Here is a 16,009-nt window from a genome sequence, read left to right on the forward strand (position 1 = left end):
ATGAGGCGCCTCCGCGAGTCCTTCCCGAACGATGAGATACCAGCATATAGCGAACGGATCGTTCGAATCTCATGGACATCATTAATCTCAACGATTAGGGTAATCATTCTCATTTGCACGGTGCGCCTCGCAATATGTGGCTGATCATGCGGCATATGGGGTTCCGATCACCGTCGGTGCGGGGCCGCCACACGTAGGGACAGGGAGCCTTTCCGGCAGGCAAGCGAGGCTCTCGCGAGCTCGATCGACACAACAAGCACAACCATCCAATACAACTTCGCAACGTGACTAGCGAGGGACGCGCTAACTGGCCTGCCAGCGGGCAGCCGAGACTGGCGGCGGAGCCTCTCCGACGAGGGGCCGCGCCGACGGCACGGCAGACAGCATGGCAGGGGGTTTTTACAGGACGGCATTCTTGCGGAGGCCATATGAGCTATGCCCGTTTCTCTCGCTTACCCGGCGAGACGAGCCGACATGCATCCACGCATGCGTTGCTGAATTGCATCATCAAGGAAGTGGCCATTCCCCATGACACCTTGACTTATCGATGGCCGGTCCGGCGGGAGGGGCTGCCGGAGCGTCTGCATGGCACGCCTTTGTTGATCGAGTGGTCGGCATCATTGTCGTTGTTCGTGATGGTGGATCGGCGCTCGGTGATCGGCAGCCATTTCTATCTTTCCGATGTCTACCTGCGGGCATCGGCGGCCACCGGCTGGCATGTCCCCGAGATGGCGGAGTTGATCGACTCCCTGCTGGCGCACTGCCAGTGGCATGACGGCACGCTCAATCAGGAGCTTCGCGATCAGGTCGTGCAAAGTCAGGAGGTCATGACGACGATCGTCGCGCATGCCGTCGACCATCCCGGACGTCATCCATTGACGGATTATCGTCGGAGCGAGCAGGGGCTATGGTTCGGTCATCCCAATCACCCCACGCCCAAGGCCAGGCAATGGCCGCCTCACCTGTTGCAGGACAGGCCCGCCTATGCCCCGGAATTCAATGCGACCACGGCCCTGCACCAGTTTTCCTTCCCTGTGGAGGGGCTGAGCGTTCAGGCCAATCGGCTGACTGACCGGGATGTGCTGTTGAATGTGGCCGACCAGACCCATGCCGAGGGTAACGAGCGCAGGGTGCTCAGCATGCACCCGGTGCAGGCCGATCTCTTTCGGCGGGATCCCCGGGTGGCGGAGTTGATTCGCCACGGCATCATCGGCGATCTCGGGCAGAGCGGCTGGTCTGCCGCGCCCACCGCTTCCATGCGCACCTGGTATATCGAGGGCCATCCCTGGTTCCTCAAGGGATCGCTCAATGTGCGCATCACCAATTGCGTACGCAAGAACGCCTGGTACGAGCTGGAGAGCACGTTGGTCATCGACCGCATCATGCACCGGCTCGCCCGGATGAAGGACTCGGTGCTGGAGGCGCTGTGCGTGGCCCAGGAACCGGCCACGGTGCACTGGGCGCCAACCGAGGGCGACGATGACATGAAGCGCTGGTTCCGGGAGCAGACCGGTGTGATCCTGCGGGAAAACTTCTGTCAGCGATTCGCGCCCGAACACTGCTTGCTCAGCGCGACGCTGTTCGCCCGCGATACCCAGTTGGCGCCTCTGGTGTTGTCCTTCATCGGCGGTTCGACGCACGGCGAGGGCGAACAGGCACTGCCGTCGGAGCGCCGCGTTCGCCAGTGGTTCCAGACCTATCTGCGCACACTGGTGGCGCCGGTCATGGGGCTGTTCTTCCGCCATGGCATCGTCATGGAACCTCATCTGCAGAATTGCGTGCTGATCCACGACGAGGGCATGCCCTGGAAGATGCTGCTGCGTGACTTCGAAGGGGTCAAGTTGACCGACGACAAGGGCGTGGACTGGCTCGCGGGGGAGTCTCTGCATCCCCGCGTCAGGGAGTCGATGACCTACCGCCGCGAGCAGGGGTGGAACCGAATCGCCTATTGCCTGCTTGTCAACCATGTCGCCGAGGCGATCCTGGCGCTGAGCTGGCAGCGCCCCGAACTGGGCGACGCTCTGTGGCAGGACACCCTGGACGAGTTGCGGCGCGTGCGACAGACCCTGGACATGCCGGCCCCTGAGCTGGATGCGCTGCTCGAGGGTGGTGACCTGCCCTGCAAGACCAACTTCAAGCTACGGCTCATGGCTCAGGCGGACCGACAGGCCGAGTACGTAGCGCTGCCCAGTCCCTGGCAGGTCGCCCGGACGGTGGACAGGGAGGTGGCTTATGGCTGAGCACTTTCGGATTCCCGGGCACATCCTCGATGCCATCGAGGCGCATCGACAGGCATGCCGCGATCCCATGGCGGCGTTCTTCTATGACCTGCCGGCGCTCGCGGCGCAGGGCAGTGCCATGAAGGCGGCATTGCCATCGGGCGTCGAGCTCTACTACGCGATCAAGGCCAACAGCGAGGCGGCCATCATCGATACGCTGGCGCCCGTGGTGGATGGGCTCGAGCTGTCGTCCGGTGGCGAGATCGAGCGTGCCTGCGCCTGTTCGACGCCGCGCCCCTGGGTGCTTTCCGGACCGGGCAAGCTCGACGCCGACATGCGTGAGGCCATGAGCCGAGGTGTCGAGGCTTTCCATGTCGAAAGTCTCGGCGAAGTGGCTCGCCTGCAGGCGATCGCGGCATCGCTGGGGCACGTGCAGCCCGTGCTCGTGCGCATCAATCCCTCGCTGCCCGCGGATTTCTCCAGCCGCCTGAGGATGGCCGGTACCGCCACGCCTTTCGGTATCGATGAGGCGCAGTTGGCAGATGCCGTGCAAGCGGTGGATGAGGCCTCGAACCTGACGCTCGTCGGCTTTCACGTGCATGCCATGTCGCACCAGAAATGCGAGCAGCGACACCAGCGGCTCCTGGCATTCTATCTGGAGCGCTGGCCCGAGTGGCGCGCGCTGGCCCGCCATCCGGAGCAGGTGCTCCAGCTCAACGTGGGGGGCGGGATCGGCGTGAACTATCTCCAGCCGTCCGAGCAGTTCGACTGGCCTGGCCTGTGCCGTGCCCTGGAGCGATGCCTGTCGACCATGCATGAGCCGCCGTTGGTGCGCTTCGAGATCGGCCGTTTTCTCTCGGCCTTCTGTGGCTACTACGCGGTCGAGGTACTCGATACCAAGGTCAGCCATGGGGAAGGCTTTCTCGTCTGTCGGGGCGGCACGCACCAGTTTCGCCTGCCCGCGGCCCAGGGGCACGACCACCCGGTCATCCATTTGCCGCGCGATCCTCGGCGGTCGCGTGAGGGGGAGCGCCGGGCCTGGACCGTGGTGGGGCAGCTCTGTACTCCGAAGGATGTGTTGAGCCGCCAGCAGGCGCTGCAAGGGGTCGAGGTGGGAGACCTGCTGGTGCTGCCGTTGGCCGGCGCCTATGGCTACAACATCTCTCACGCGGATTTCCTGTGCCACCCACGTCCCGATCAGATCTTCGTCTCCGCAAGCCGCGAGGGCAGTGTCCCCGAGACGAGGGCTCAACGGCGCGCCGAGCCGGTGAGCTGACCGAGAGGGTCGCCGTTCCATTTATCAGGTTTTGAAGGTACATCATGTCATCTCTTGAACGTGTTCTGCCGCAGGACGCGGCAACGCTGGGCGATGCCCCGGGATCCGTCTCCACGCCTTTCGCTTCCCCGGAGCACTGGCGGCATCACGGCCGCATCGAGCAGCGTGTCATCGGCCAGCTGTTGCAGACCCTGCTCTATGAAGACGTGCTCCCCTACGAGGTCGCCGGCGAGCCGTCATTCGGTATCTCCGGTGCCACCTCGTTCTCTCTGACCCTGGGCGTGCGCCACTATCGGGTGAGCGGCTGGCAATGCCACAGTTTCCGGCTGATTCGTCTCGAGCATTCCACGCTGACGGTCGAGGACCATGAGGGCACCCCGGCGCCATTGAGCCTGCAGCACTTCCTCGAGGACCTCGAAGCGGCGTTGGGGGATGCCGCGATTCAGCCCGGCTTCGTCAACGAACTGACGCAGACGCTGATCAAGGACGTGCAGTCATCCGCCTGGCCGGTGCCCTATCGAGAGATACCGCAGACGTTGGATGCCGATGCCCTGGAGCAGTACTTCACCGACGCGCACAGCTATCATCCCTGCTACAAGTCACGGCTCGGCTTTTCCCTGCGGGACAACCAGCGTTATGGGCCGGAGTTCGCGCAGCCGCTGCGGGTTTGGTGGCTTGCCGTGCCGGCCCGCCTGGCGCACCAGGGAGCGGTCAGCGGAATGGCGCTGGCCGATCGGGTCGCAGAGGATGCCGGGCCGCGAGTGCTGGCGAGTCTGGATGACTACTTGGCGCGACGGCGGCTGGCGCGAGACGAGGTCGTGCTGATGCCAGTGCACCCCTGGCAGTGGGAAAACGCGCTGGTGCCCGCGCTCTACCCGGAGCTGGCCAGCGGCGAGATCGCCTTGCTGGGCGAGGGCGAGACGACCTATACCGCTCAGCAGTCGATCCGCACCCTGGCCCCGCAGGATACGGACAAGCCGTATCTCAAGCTGGCGATGAGCATCACCAATACGTCCAGCACGCGCATCCTGGCGCGCCATACCGTGACCAACGCGCCCGTCATTACCCAGTGGCTTCAGCGGCTCATCGACACGGACGCGACCGCCAGGGCGGCGGGGTTCGTGATCCTGGGCGAGGTGGCCGGCGTGGCGCTGGACGAGCGCGCCTTTCCCGAGTCCCGATACAACGATGTCTATGGCAAGGTCGGTGCCATCTGGCGGCAGAACGTCAGTGCATTCCTGCAGGACGGCGAGCGGGCCGTGCTCTTCAATGGGCTGAGCCAGTTCACGCGAGATGCCCAGGGGGAACCCGTCGCTCCCTTCATCGCCCCCTGGGTGGAGCGTCATGGGCTGGAAGCCTGGACTCGGCAGCTCGTGCAGGTCGCCACCTTGCCGATCATCCACATGCTGTTCGCCGAGGGGGTGGGGATGGAGTCCCATGGCCAGAATATCGTGGTCATCCACCGCGACGGCTGGCCGCTCAGGGTGGCGTTGAAGGACTTCCATGACGGCGTGCGCTTCAGTACGTCGCATCTGGCACGGCCTGAGCTGGCTCCTGTCCTGGAGCCCGTGCCCGAGCGCCATGCCGCCCTCAACCGCAATTCCTTCATCGTCACCGATGACCTGGAGGCGGTGCGCGACTATTCCTGTGATGCCTTCTTCTTCATTGCCCTGGCGGAGATGGCCGTCTTCCTGCATCGGCACTTCGGCCTGGAAGAGTCGCGTTTCTGGGCCATGACGGCGGATGTGATCAAGGCCTATCAAGAGGCGCACCCGCAGCACGGCGAGCGCTACCGCCGCTTCGATGTCTTCGCTCCCCGGTGGGAGGTGGAGGCCCTGACCCGTCGTCGTCTCTTCGGCGATGACGATCCCCAGATCAAGCATGTGCCCAACCCGCTGGCGGCCTTTGCGCCGGAGGAGGCGGTGTCATGCTGAGGGCCAATCGACTGAAGCGGGCGCTGGCCGAGGGGCGGGAAGTCCACGGTGTCATGGCCTCCCTGCCCACGGCGGCCTCCATCGAACTGATCGCGGAGGCGGGCTTCGACTTTGTGGTGATCGATACCGAACACGTGCTGATCAACCCGGAAACCGTCGAGCATATGATCCGTACCGCCGAGAGCTACCGGCTGACGCCGCTGGTCCGGGTCGCGGATGCCGACCCCAAGATGCTGCTGCGCCTGCTCGACGGGGGCGCCCAGGGCATCGTGCTGCCCAACGTGGAAGACCCTGAGACCCTTGAGCGGGCCGTGGCCGCGTGCAAGTACGCCCCGGAAGGCGAGCGCAGCCTCAATGCCGGGCGTCCCGGTGCCTTCGGCAAGGCCTCCCTGGCGGAATACGTCGTGCAGGCGAATCGGGAGATCATGGTGGTCGCCATGATCGAGAGCCGCCAGGGGGTGGCACGGATCGAGGCGATTTGCGACGTGCCGGGCCTCGACATGGTGCTGGAGGGGGCGGCGGACCTGTCCCAGTCCCTGGGCGTAACCTGGCAGCCCGGCCATCCTGATGTCGTCCAGGCGCTGGAGACGGTCCAGCGCACGGCGAGCGAACGGGGCCTTCCCTACTGCGCTTTCCTGCGTCAGCCGGACGCCAAGGCCCGGTGGCAGGCGCGTGGCGTCAGCACCTTCATGCTGGGCGATGAGCGTGGCATCGCCTTTCGTGCCCTGCAGAAGGCGCTCGACGAGGCCAGGGGCACCGAGCAGCAAGAGGTCTCTCCCTCATGAGTTCACCGATGATGCACTTTCCCCTTTCTGATCATCGAGCGAGCCATGTGCCCTCGCTCGACCGTACTGATACCGTTTCGGAGTTCACGACCATGGAATCTTTCAATGCCCAACATCATGCGCAGGCGCAGATCATGCAGTCATTGGTGGATGGTCTGCTGATAGAGGGCATGCTGGACGATCTCGGCGCGGTCTGGCAGGACGCCTCCGAGGTCGACGACAGGGTTGCCCGCCTGCCGGTGTTCCAGGCCCATGGTGGGCAACCCTCGCGCTGGTTCTGGAGCTGGCCCCAGGGTCGGCATCAACGTGTGGTCATGTTGCTGCAGCCCGGTATTGCCCAGGTGTGGGAAAAGGTGCCTCGGACCCCGGTGATCGTGGTGGATGACGAGAGTGGGGAGTGGGCGTCACTCGATCCGGTTGCCTTCATGCGTCGTGTCTTCGGTGCCATGGCGGAAGGCGACGATCAGGCCCTGGGGCAGGGGCAGCAAGTGTTTCTCGAGGCGCTTGCCGATAGCCTCTGGCAGGCGGAACGTTCGGTGGAGCACCGGGTGGCGACACGGGACTTGCTGCGCCGTGATACGGCCGAGCATTTCGCGATCATGGAGCAGTGGGCGTCGTTGCTCGACCGACCCTTCCATCCCACGGCGAAGGCCAAGCAGGGGCTCAGCGAGGACGAGTATCGCGCCTACATGGCAGAGTTCGATGCGCCCATCACGCTGCGCTGGGTCGCGATGGCCCGCGACCGGGTGATGACCGGTGCCGGAGTCGACGAGGCGTGTCCGGCGCCGATGGCCTGGCTCGTCGGTGATGAGGACCGTCAAGCGCTGGAGCGGGAGATGAGCTCACGGGACTTGGCTCGGACACACATCGCCATTCCCGTGCATCCCTGGCAGCACGAGCATGCGCTGCCCCATTGGTTGGAAGCGGCCTTCGCGGCGGGCGACTGCGTCTCGCTGGAGACGGTCACGGCTCCCTGGCTGGCGACGTCCTCGCTTCGCTCCTTGGCACCGACCATGGCGAGTCCGCATTACCTTAAGCTGCCGATGGCCATCCATTCCCTGGGAGCGTCGCGTTACCTGCCGGCGGTCAAGATGTTCAATGGCGATCTCAGCGCCCGCCTGCTGCACCAGGCCAGGGAGAAGGATGCCTGGCTCGCCGAGGGGCTCTACCTGTGCGACGAAGGCAAGTGGTGGGCCTACATGCCGGAGGAGGCGACGCTGTTCGACGAAGCGCCGCGGCACTTGTCCGCCATGGTGCGCAGTTATCCTCGAGCCTTGCTGGAGGACCCGAACGTACGCCTGGTGCCCATGGCCACCCTGGGAACGCCGCTGCCGGGCGGCGAGCACCATGTGTTCGACGACTGGCTGGCACAGCGTGGGATGACGGCCGGCCCCGACGCGATTCGGGTGCTGTTGGGCGAGCTGAGCGATACCTTCTTCGATATCAACCTGCGCATGTTCCGGCTCGGCATGCTGGCCGAAGTGCATGGCCAGAATGCCGTTCTGGTGTTCAGGGAAGGACGGTGCGAGGGATTGCTGCTGCGCGACCATGACTCGCTGAGAATCAATGTCGCGCGCCTGGAGCGGCACGGCATGCAGGACCCGTGCTACTGCATCAAGCCCGGCCACGCCAACACCCTGTACCACGACAGTCTCGAGGCCCTGCTGTTCTGGCTTCAGACCCTGGCCATACAGGTCAACCTGAGGGCGATCATCGAGACGCTGGCGGAGCATTACGCCTTGCCGGTTCGTGATCTCTGGCGAGAGGTGGCGGCTCGTCTTGCGGCCCGGATCGAGGCGATTCCCTTCGACGATCACGACCGCGAGATGCTCAAGGAGGCGCTCTTCGAGAGGACACAATGGCCTTACAAGCGCCTCATCACGCCGATCATCGAGCGCGCCGGGGGACCGGGCAGCATGCCCTTCGGTACCAGCTCGACCTGCAATCCGTTCATCCGCGCAGGCCTGCCGGATGTGGCCATGCCAGCCGAGGCGCTGAGCGAGGCCTGAGACGAACGGCGCCCGATACGACCCACACCGCCCGACATGCCATCGGGCGGTGTTTTTCTATGGGGGTGTTGTCAGCGGAACCACTCGGGGAATTCGGCCTCGATGGCGTGTCGCTTTTCCTCCTCCTGTGCCTGCTTTTCCTCCGCAGCGCTGGCCAGCGCGTCGGCACGGTGCGGCGGAATGACGAAGAGCCCATCGTCGTCGCCTACCACCAGGTCGCCGGGATTGATCGTGACGCCGTCGATGGCAACCGGGGTATTGATCTCACCTTCCAGCTCCAGCGCTCTGGTGGTCAGTGGGCTGGTCGAACGAGCGTAGATGGGCAGGTTCAGCCGGGACAGGGCGTCCCAATCGGTGATCGCGCCGTTGGTGACGACCCCCGCAAGCTGCTTGCGCAAGGCGGCGTAGGCCCGGAACTCACCCCAGCAAGCACGATGCTGGTCGCCGGAGACATCGATTACCAGTACATCGCCCGGGCAGGCCATCTTCAGCGCCTCGCGAATGATGCTACCGTCGATGTGGGGAATCCTGACCGTCACGGCCGTGCCGAGAAGCCGGATAGGACGATGCAGTGGCGTGAGCGAGGCAATGGCGCCGAAGTCAGTGAAGTGTCCTAGGGTGGAGGTGGCGAGCGTTCGGTAGCGTTGCCGTTGCTGTGCCGTGAGGGTGTCCTGGCGGGGGGCGATATGAAACATGGGCTTTCCCTGGTCGTGCCATGAAGTGAATGGAGCGATGATGGCCGGCCGATTCAGTGACGGCGGCCACGGGAGCGATGCAGTAGATAGACGAAAAAGGGCGCGCCGATTCCCGAGACGAAGATGCCGGCGGGCAGGTCTTTGGGCAGGAAGGCCACGCGGCCGAGCAGATCGGCATAGAGCACAATCAGGGCGCCGACCAGGGCGGCGGCGGGCACCAGTCGGGCGAAGCCACGTCCCACCAAGCGAGCCGCGATATGCGGGGCGATCAGGCCCACGAAGCTGAGTCCGCCGGCGAAGGCCACGGCCGCGCCCGCCAGAGCCACGCTGCAGGCCATCAACACCAGGCGGCTGCGCAGGAGGCTCACGCCCAGCCCCTGGGCAACCGCGTCGCCCAGCGCCATGGCATCCATGTGCCGCGCCTGGGACAGGCACAGGGGAACGGCGACCAGCAGCCAGGGCAGCAGGCCGAACACGTCTTGCCACTGGGCGGCGTAGAGGCTGCCGGTCAGCCACACATAGGCGGCCATGGCCGACGCATCGTCGCTGATCACGATCAGCAGGGTGGTCACAGCCCCCATGGCGGCGGAGAGGCCGATGCCGACCAGCACCATGCGCGAGGGCGTGATGCCGCCTTTCCAGGCCAGCAGGAACACCAGCATGGCGGAAAGCAGCGCGCCGACGAGTGCGGCAGCCGGCAGCCAGTGGATGCTCAGGCCGGTGCCAAAGAGTGCCAGGAAGGCGACGGCGGTCATGGCGGCACCGCTGGTGATGCCGATCACATCCGGCGAGGCCAGCGGGTTGCGCACGATGCCTTGCAGGATGGCGCCGGCCACGGCCAGAGCCGCGCCCACCAGCACGGCCAGCACGATGCGCGGCAGGCGCAGCTCCCAGATGATGAAGGCAATGTCGCTGTCCTGTGGCGTGGCCAGCGCATCCAATACGTTCACGAACGGCGTGGGGAAACTGCCGAGGCCGAGCGACACGCCCATGCTGGCGAGCAAGACCAGCAGGAGCAAGATGGTGACGCCCAGGTCGCGGAACCGACGGGCCTCGAGGGAACGCTCGCCCTGGTGTTTCAGGGAAGGAGAGGCGGTCATGGTCATCAGGCCTGCTTCCTGCGCGCCAGATAAATGAAGAAAGGCGTGCCGATCAGGGCGGTCATCACGCCAACCGGAACATCCTGAGGGGCCATCAGGAAGCGCGATGCCACATCGGCCAGCAGCAGCAGGCTCGCGCCCAGCAGGGCGCAGGCCGGTAGCAGCCAGCGGTGGTCGACGCCGAAGATCCCGCGCGCCATGTGCGGCACGATGAGCCCGACGAAGCCGATCATGCCGGCCAGCGCGACTGAGCTTCCGGCCAGCAGGATCACCGCCAGGCCGAGCAGCAGCTTGATGGTACCGGCACGCATGCCCAGGCCTTCGGCCATGTCGTCGCCCAGCAACAGGGCATTGGCATGCCTGACGAGCAGGGTGCACAGCAGCAGGGCGATACCGAACAGCGGCAGCAGCGGCACTACCAGCGAGAGTTCCCTCCCGGACACGGAGCCGGCCAGCCAGTACAGCACGCTCTCGAAGCTCTGGCGGTCGATGATCAGCAGGCCCTGGCTGAAGGAAACGAACATGGCCGTGACGGCCACGCCGGCCAGGACGACCCGCAACGGCGAGAGCTCACCCTGACGGCCGCGACTCAGCATCATCACCAGGCAAGCGGCGACGAGCCCGCCCAGCAGTGCTGCCCAGACATAGTCGGCCGGTGCGTGGAGGGGCAGCAGCGAGACCGCGATCACCACGAAGAACATGGCCCCCGCGTTGATCCCCAGGATACCTGGCGAGGCCAGTGGATTGCGGGTCATGGTCTGCATCAGGGCGCCGGCGATGGCCAGGCTCGCGCCGACAAGAGCGGCGATGACCGCCCGGGGCAGGCGCTCCGTGACGATGATGATATGAGCGACCCGTGAGGGATCGTAGTGCATCAGGGCCTGGGCGAAGGTCGGCGGGGCGATCTCCGTGGTGCCCAGCATGACGCTTGCCGCGAAGGCCGCCGCGACCAGCATCATGCCCACCAGCAGCCCTGCGATTCGTGACAAACGACAACTCAGCATGCGGCTGGCTCCTCGCCCCTGGGGGATGCCACGGCGGTATCGCCGGCGCATGTCGTGGCCGCGGCGTCTGAGGATGCCGCGCCGGCCGAGCTATCTGGCGAAGGGGCCGTGTGCCCGGGGTGGGGCGCCAGTCCGTAATGACGGTAGAGGTCGTCCAGCATGGCGTTGGCGGCCAGGATGCCGCCGCCCATGATCCAGTTCACGGCATCCACCTCGAAGACGCGCGCGTTTTGCACGGCATCCAGCCGCTGCCAGAGCGGGTGGGCGGTCCAGTGCCGATAGTTCTGGATGATGGCGGGGTCATCCGGTTCCAGCAGCACGAAGATCACGTCGGCATTGATGACCGGGATGTTCTCCTCGCTGGTCAGCTTCATGCCCCACCCTTGATCCTGGACGGATGCCGGCTGCTCGAAGCCCAGCTCATCGAGGATGGAGCCGGCGAAGCCTGTGGAATAGAGACGCACATGGTCGCTCTTGAAGCGTACCACGGCGGCCTTCTGGGGCCAGTCGTCGCCCAGACGGTCGGCGATCTTGCGGCGAAAGTCCGCCACGCGCTCGTCCCAGTCCCGCAGTAAGGTGCGGGCGCGGGACTCTCGTCCCGTGGCCTCGGCCATCAGCGACAGGGTGGCCTTGAAGTCGAAGACGGTGCTGGTGGCGACCGTCGGCGCGATCTTCTCCAGCAGCGGCTTGACCCGCTCATGGCGGAAGCGCGTGGCCACGATCAGGTCGGGATCCAGCCAGGCCACCTTCTCCAGGTTGGGTTGGGTCTCCAGGCCGACGTGCTCCACACCATCCAGCGCATCACGCAGGTAGCGATACATGGGCTGCTCCAGCCAGGAGTCGACAACGCCGACCGGCCTGATGCCGAGCGCCACCGCGCTGTCCGTCGCTCCCTGATAGAGGGTGACGACACGCTGCGGTTTGGCGGGGACGAGGGTGTCGCCGAAGGCATTGACGACGCTGTGCCCGTCACGGGCATCGGCGGCGGCCCCCAGCGGTACGAGGGATGCCAGCAGCGTTGCCCGCCATAGGCGCCGGATCCTGGCGCGAGTCTTCATTCCGGCCTCCTGGGGGATGCGGTCTTCAGGGAATGCCCGGGTGCGTGGACGGGCGCTGACGCCTCGCTGGGCGATGGTGGATCCCGTCGCGTCACGGCGCGACCGAGCCGCCAGGTCAATGGCAGGCAGAGCACGGCGATGGCCGCCAGGGCCAGGAAGGCGTGGTGGAGGGCGGCAGCGCTCGCCTCGGTGTAGGGGATGCCCTGCTGCAACGCAGCCTGCACGGCCGTGTCGTAGTGAATGGACAGCGCGACGATACCGAGCGACGAGACCAGACGCCGGGACATGTTGTTCATGGCCGAGGCCTGGGCGACCTGTGACTCGGGCAGGTCACGCATGCCCACCGTGGTGGAGGGCAGGTAGGCGCAGCCGAGGCCGAGACCGCGCAGGCCCATCCAGGCACCGATCATCCACACCGGCGTGGCCTCCGTCAGGGTGGCGAGCCCGAGCAGGCTGGCCATGGTGATCAACAGTCCGGCGCCGATGCAGCATTGCGGCGGGTAGCGGTCGATCAGGCGCCCCGCGATGGGCGAGCAGGCGGAGGCGGCCAGCGCGGTGGCCAGGAACACCAGCCCCGTGGTCAGCGGGCCGAAGCCCAGCGCATTCTGCATCCACAGTGGCACCAGCAGGATGCAGCCGAACAGGATGATCGACTGCAGGCAGGCCAGGATGACGCTGAAGCGATACCCCGGGTGGGCAAACAGGGAGAGATCGAGCAGCGGCGTATCGGCGCCTCGCTCGACGCGCACGAACCACAACAGCGCCAGAAGCCCGGCGGTCAGCGGGAGCAGGGCTCGGAAGTCCAGCAGGTTCGCCAGGGTGTCCACCTGACCGAGCGAGAACAATACCGCACCCATGCCCAGGGAGATCAGCGTGAAGCCGGGCAGGTCGAAGCGGCGCCGCCGATTGGCAGCTTCCACCGACAGGTACCGATAGCCACACAGCAGCCCCAGCAGTGCGAACGGCATGTTCATCAGGAACAGCGCCCGCCAGTGGCTGATCTCGAGCAACAGCCCGCCGACGCTCGGGCCGATGGCCGGGGCGATCATCACCGCAAAGCCCCATATCCCGCTGGCACGACCTCGCTGGTCGGCCGGATAGGCCGAGAAGATCAACGACAGCGACAGGGGAATCATCAGCCCCGCGGCCACGCCCTGCAGCCCGCGAGCGAGGATGATACCGGCTAGGCTCTGCGCCAGGGCGCCGAGCGTGGAACCGGCCAGAAAGCCCCACAGGCCGAGCAGATAGATGCGCTTGCGGCCGAAGCGGTCGGCCAGATAGCCGGTGAGCGGCATGGTCATGCCCATGGCGATCATGAACAGGGTCACCACCCAGCTGACATCCGTGGCACTGGCCTCGAAGGTCGTCATCAGTTCGGCCACGGCCAGATTCAGGGCGCTGTTGTTGAGGCTGACGGTAAAGGTCCCCAGCAGCACACTGATCAGCACCTTTCCGCCATGCCCGGGAGCATTCGGCATGGACTCTCACTCAGCGGGGGCAAAGAAGACGTTGGCCTAGCGGAACGCCACGGCGACGTGCGTCATGGGGGCAGGATGATGACATGGCACAACATCAAATGCAAAACGTTATCAATTGCGAGGAGGAACGACGCATGAGGTGGTATCCCTCGGTGGCATCCGTGGTGCCAGGGCCAAAAAAAGCGGCGCCCTGGGGCGCCGCTCTAAAAGCCAGCCTATCGGATGGAGTGTCTCAGAAGTCGAGCTGGTAGCTCAGGGTGAGGGTACGACCCCGACCCTTGAAGTACAGATCGTCTTCAAGCGTGGGCGACTGAGGGAACGACTGCGAGTAGTAGGTGAAGTAGTCCTCGTCGGTGAGGTTCTCGATACCCAGGCTGGCCCGGCCCACTGGCAGGCGATAGGCCAGGGAGGCATCGAGCAGGCCATAGCCGTCGAACTCGATCTCCGGGTCATCGAAGCTGCGGTCGAAGTAATGGCTGTACTGCAGGTGAGTGGACAGCTTGTCGTTCCAGGCCGCGCTCCAGGCCAGCTTGAGGGTGTCCGGTGCCAGGTCGCGACCCGTCAGCTTGGTATCGACGCTGCCATCGCCGTCGGTGTCGGATTCGCCCTCGGCGTGGGTATAGGTGAGCCGCAGCTTGTGGGCGTCATTCAGGCGCGCCTCGCCGGTGACCTCGACGCCCTGGATCTCGGTCTTTTCCCGCTGGACACGATAGTTGCCCTGGTCATCGGGCTGGATGCGCTGGCCGAGGTCGGAATTCGACTCGTAGTAGCTCAGCTCGAGCCCGTAGCGATCCCAGTCGAAGCGCGCGCCGATCTCGCGGTTGTCGGTGACGATGGGCGAGAGGTCGATCAGGTCGTCGACGTCCTGGCCTGGCGTGCTCACGCCACGCAGCACGCGGCCCACGTCGGGCATGCCGAAGCCTTCGGAGTAGTTGGCGTAGAGTTGGGCCCAGTCGGTGGCCTGATAGACGATGCCGGCGTTGAACAGCGTCTCGTCGAACTCGGGGGTACCGCCGTTGACCGAGACCAGGTCGTTCTCGACGCTCGTGCTGCGATCCACGGTCGAGTAGTCGTCGACGTTCAGTTCGGCATGCTCCTGGCGGACCCCGGCATGCAGGCTCAGCGACTTGGTCAGGTCGTAGTCGCCCTGCAGGAAGGCCGCCACGTTGCGAAACTGGCTTTCCGGGACATAGTTGCGGTCGGTGTTCACCAGCACCTGCTGGGTCTCGTCCTGCAGCAGGTCGAGGCCTGTGGTCAGGGTCAGGCGGTCGTTCAGCAGGCCGTCGCGGCTCAGGGTGAATTTGGCGCCCACCTTGTCGGACTCGTTGCGCGTGTGGTCATACCGGGTATTGCCGGCGTCGTCCTGGTAGGGGAAGGAGCCAAGGCCGGTGGCGCCGAACTGAGCGCGGAATCGCTGGGTATAGAGCTGGGCATCGACGTTGTTGCCAAACCAGTCGGCATGGGAGTACGACAGCCGGGCCGTGGTGGCTTCGTTGTAGCCCGGGTCGTTGTCCGGGGTGCCCTTGCGGGCCGTGGTCGGCACGCCGGCGTCGCGGTCGCCGGATACCGGCACATAGTCGTCGTTGATATCGAGGTCGAAATGGTTGAGCGAGAACTCGAGGTTCTGGTTGTCGTCGATCCAGTACCCCAGCTTGGCCATCAGGTCATAGCTTTCGGAGTTCTGGATTTCGCCATGGTAGGCCATGCCGACGATCTCGTCGTTGCCGTCGTAGAAGACGCCACGCTCCTCGCGACTGGCGGCCAGCACGTAGTCCCAGTCGCCTTGCTGGCCGCTGAGGCGGTAGTCCAGCTTGTGGCCGAAGCCATCCGACTGGAAATCGTCGTCGCTGGTCAGGCTGATGCCGGCATGCTGTTGAACCCCGGCGCCGTCGGGTCGCTTGGTCACGTAGTTGATGATGCCGCCGGTGGCGCCCAGGCCGTGCTCGGCGCTGGCACCGTGGATGACCTCGATGCGCTCGACCATGGAGAGGTCGATAGCGTAGCTGTCGCGGCCACCGTCGCGCAGCGGGTTGGATTGAGGCACGCCATCGATCATGAACAGCACCGAACGGCCGCGGAAGGTCTCGCCGGTGTTATTGAGCTTCTGGCGGCTGGGCGAGTAGGAGGGAATCAGGTTGCTGAGCACCTGACTGGGGTCCTGGGTGATCGCCAGCTGCTGCTCGATCTGCTCACGCGTGATGATGGTGACTTTCTGCGGGGTCTTGCCTTCGCTGCTGCGGTTGCGGGTTGCGGTGATCACCAGCGGGTTCAGCTCGTTGCTGTCGGCGCTCTGCGTTTCCGCCGTGGTGGCGGACTGTGCCATGGCCGAGGCGGGCAGGGCGGAGCAAAGCACGAACGGCAGTAGACGCAGCCGGGCATAGCGCGGTTGTTGTGGCATGGACATGGTGAAGAAGATCCCTTGTCGATTCGGTGTAGTGGCGTTCTTGTTGT

General features: G+C 65.3%; 11 protein-coding genes. 5 read left to right on the top strand and 6 right to left on the bottom strand.

Features of this window, described 5'->3' with window-relative positions; translation table 11 throughout:
* Positions 1-428: 428 nt before the first annotated feature.
* The 5 genes from HSDC_RS00185 to HSDC_RS00205 all read left to right on the top strand — a co-directional run bounded on the left by HSDC_RS00185 (position 429) and on the right by HSDC_RS00205 (position 8,223).
* Positions 429-2,240 (top strand): IucA/IucC family protein, encoded by a 1,812-nt coding sequence (locus HSDC_RS00185; protein WP_064697918.1) that lies wholly within the window; start codon positions 429-431, stop codon positions 2,238-2,240.
* Positions 2,233-3,495 (top strand): type III PLP-dependent enzyme, encoded by a 1,263-nt coding sequence (locus tag HSDC_RS00190; protein WP_064697919.1) that lies wholly within the window; start codon positions 2,233-2,235, stop codon positions 3,493-3,495. Before HSDC_RS00185 ends, HSDC_RS00190 begins: the two co-directional genes overlap by 8 nt.
* Before the next feature lie 44 nt (positions 3,496-3,539).
* On the top strand, positions 3,540-5,429 hold the full coding sequence (locus HSDC_RS00195) for an IucA/IucC family protein (protein ID WP_064697920.1): 1,890 nt from the start codon (positions 3,540-3,542) through the stop codon (positions 5,427-5,429).
* Positions 5,423-6,214 carry an HpcH/HpaI aldolase family protein gene (locus HSDC_RS00200; RefSeq protein ID WP_064697921.1) on the top strand — a complete coding sequence of 264 codons (792 nt, stop codon included), beginning with the start codon at positions 5,423-5,425 and terminating at the stop codon, positions 6,212-6,214. The genes HSDC_RS00195 and HSDC_RS00200 overlap by 7 nt, the downstream gene beginning before the upstream one ends.
* Positions 6,215-6,306: 92 nt before the next feature.
* Complete coding sequence (locus HSDC_RS00205) at positions 6,307-8,223, top strand: IucA/IucC family protein (protein WP_244534388.1); 1,917 nt, start codon at positions 6,307-6,309, stop codon at positions 8,221-8,223.
* Between the two features lie 71 nt (positions 8,224-8,294).
* Here HSDC_RS00205 and HSDC_RS00210 read toward each other — a convergent pair whose 3' ends face one another.
* The 6 genes from HSDC_RS00210 to HSDC_RS00235 all read right to left on the bottom strand — a co-directional run bounded on the left by HSDC_RS00210 (position 8,295) and on the right by HSDC_RS00235 (position 15,962).
* Positions 8,295-8,918 carry an RraA family protein gene (locus HSDC_RS00210; RefSeq protein WP_064697923.1) on the bottom strand — a complete coding sequence of 208 codons (624 nt, stop codon included), beginning with the start codon at positions 8,916-8,918 and terminating at the stop codon, positions 8,295-8,297.
* Between the two features lie 53 nt (positions 8,919-8,971).
* Positions 8,972-10,018 (bottom strand): FecCD family ABC transporter permease, encoded by a 1,047-nt coding sequence (locus tag HSDC_RS00215; RefSeq protein ID WP_064698598.1) that lies wholly within the window; start codon positions 10,016-10,018, stop codon positions 8,972-8,974.
* Positions 10,019-10,023: 5 nt separating this feature from the next.
* A complete protein-coding gene (locus tag HSDC_RS00220; protein ID WP_064697924.1) occupies positions 10,024-11,022 on the bottom strand; it encodes a FecCD family ABC transporter permease in 999 nt (332 codons plus the stop codon).
* The gene (locus HSDC_RS00225; protein ID WP_064697925.1) at positions 11,016-12,080 is read right to left on the bottom strand and encodes an ABC transporter substrate-binding protein; all 1,065 of its coding nucleotides are present in this window, start codon (positions 12,078-12,080) and stop codon (positions 11,016-11,018) included. The genes HSDC_RS00220 and HSDC_RS00225 overlap by 7 nt, the downstream gene beginning before the upstream one ends.
* The gene (locus tag HSDC_RS00230; protein ID WP_064697926.1) at positions 12,077-13,558 is read right to left on the bottom strand and encodes a DHA2 family efflux MFS transporter permease subunit; all 1,482 of its coding nucleotides are present in this window, start codon (positions 13,556-13,558) and stop codon (positions 12,077-12,079) included. Before HSDC_RS00230 ends, HSDC_RS00225 begins: the two co-directional genes overlap by 4 nt.
* A 232-nt stretch (positions 13,559-13,790) precedes the next feature.
* Complete coding sequence (locus tag HSDC_RS00235) at positions 13,791-15,962, bottom strand: TonB-dependent receptor (RefSeq protein ID WP_064697927.1); 2,172 nt, start codon at positions 15,960-15,962, stop codon at positions 13,791-13,793.
* Between the last annotated feature and the right edge of the window lie 47 nt (positions 15,963-16,009).

The sequence above is a fragment of the Halomonas caseinilytica genome (assembly GCF_001662285.1).
Taxonomy (GTDB): domain Bacteria; phylum Pseudomonadota; class Gammaproteobacteria; order Pseudomonadales; family Halomonadaceae; genus Halomonas; species Halomonas caseinilytica.

Bases quoted from the DNA above. Each gene is read 5' to 3' on its own strand.
- HSDC_RS00185 (WP_064697918.1), top strand. From the start codon at position 429: ATGAGCTATGCCCGTTTCTCTCGCTTACCCGGCGAGACGAGCCGACAT.
- HSDC_RS00190 (WP_064697919.1), top strand. From the start codon at position 2,233: ATGGCTGAGCACTTTCGGATTCCCGGGCACATCCTCGATGCCATCGAG.
- HSDC_RS00195 (WP_064697920.1), top strand. From the start codon at position 3,540: ATGTCATCTCTTGAACGTGTTCTGCCGCAGGACGCGGCAACGCTGGGC.
- HSDC_RS00200 (WP_064697921.1), top strand. From the start codon at position 5,423: ATGCTGAGGGCCAATCGACTGAAGCGGGCGCTGGCCGAGGGGCGGGAA.
- HSDC_RS00205 (WP_244534388.1), top strand. From the start codon at position 6,307: ATGGAATCTTTCAATGCCCAACATCATGCGCAGGCGCAGATCATGCAG.
- HSDC_RS00210 (WP_064697923.1), bottom strand. From the start codon at position 8,918: ATGTTTCATATCGCCCCCCGCCAGGACACCCTCACGGCACAGCAACGG.
- HSDC_RS00215 (WP_064698598.1), bottom strand. From the start codon at position 10,018: ATGACCGCCTCTCCTTCCCTGAAACACCAGGGCGAGCGTTCCCTCGAG.
- HSDC_RS00220 (WP_064697924.1), bottom strand. From the start codon at position 11,022: ATGCTGAGTTGTCGTTTGTCACGAATCGCAGGGCTGCTGGTGGGCATG.
- HSDC_RS00225 (WP_064697925.1), bottom strand. From the start codon at position 12,080: ATGAAGACTCGCGCCAGGATCCGGCGCCTATGGCGGGCAACGCTGCTG.
- HSDC_RS00230 (WP_064697926.1), bottom strand. From the start codon at position 13,558: ATGCCGAATGCTCCCGGGCATGGCGGAAAGGTGCTGATCAGTGTGCTG.
- HSDC_RS00235 (WP_064697927.1), bottom strand. From the start codon at position 15,962: ATGTCCATGCCACAACAACCGCGCTATGCCCGGCTGCGTCTACTGCCG.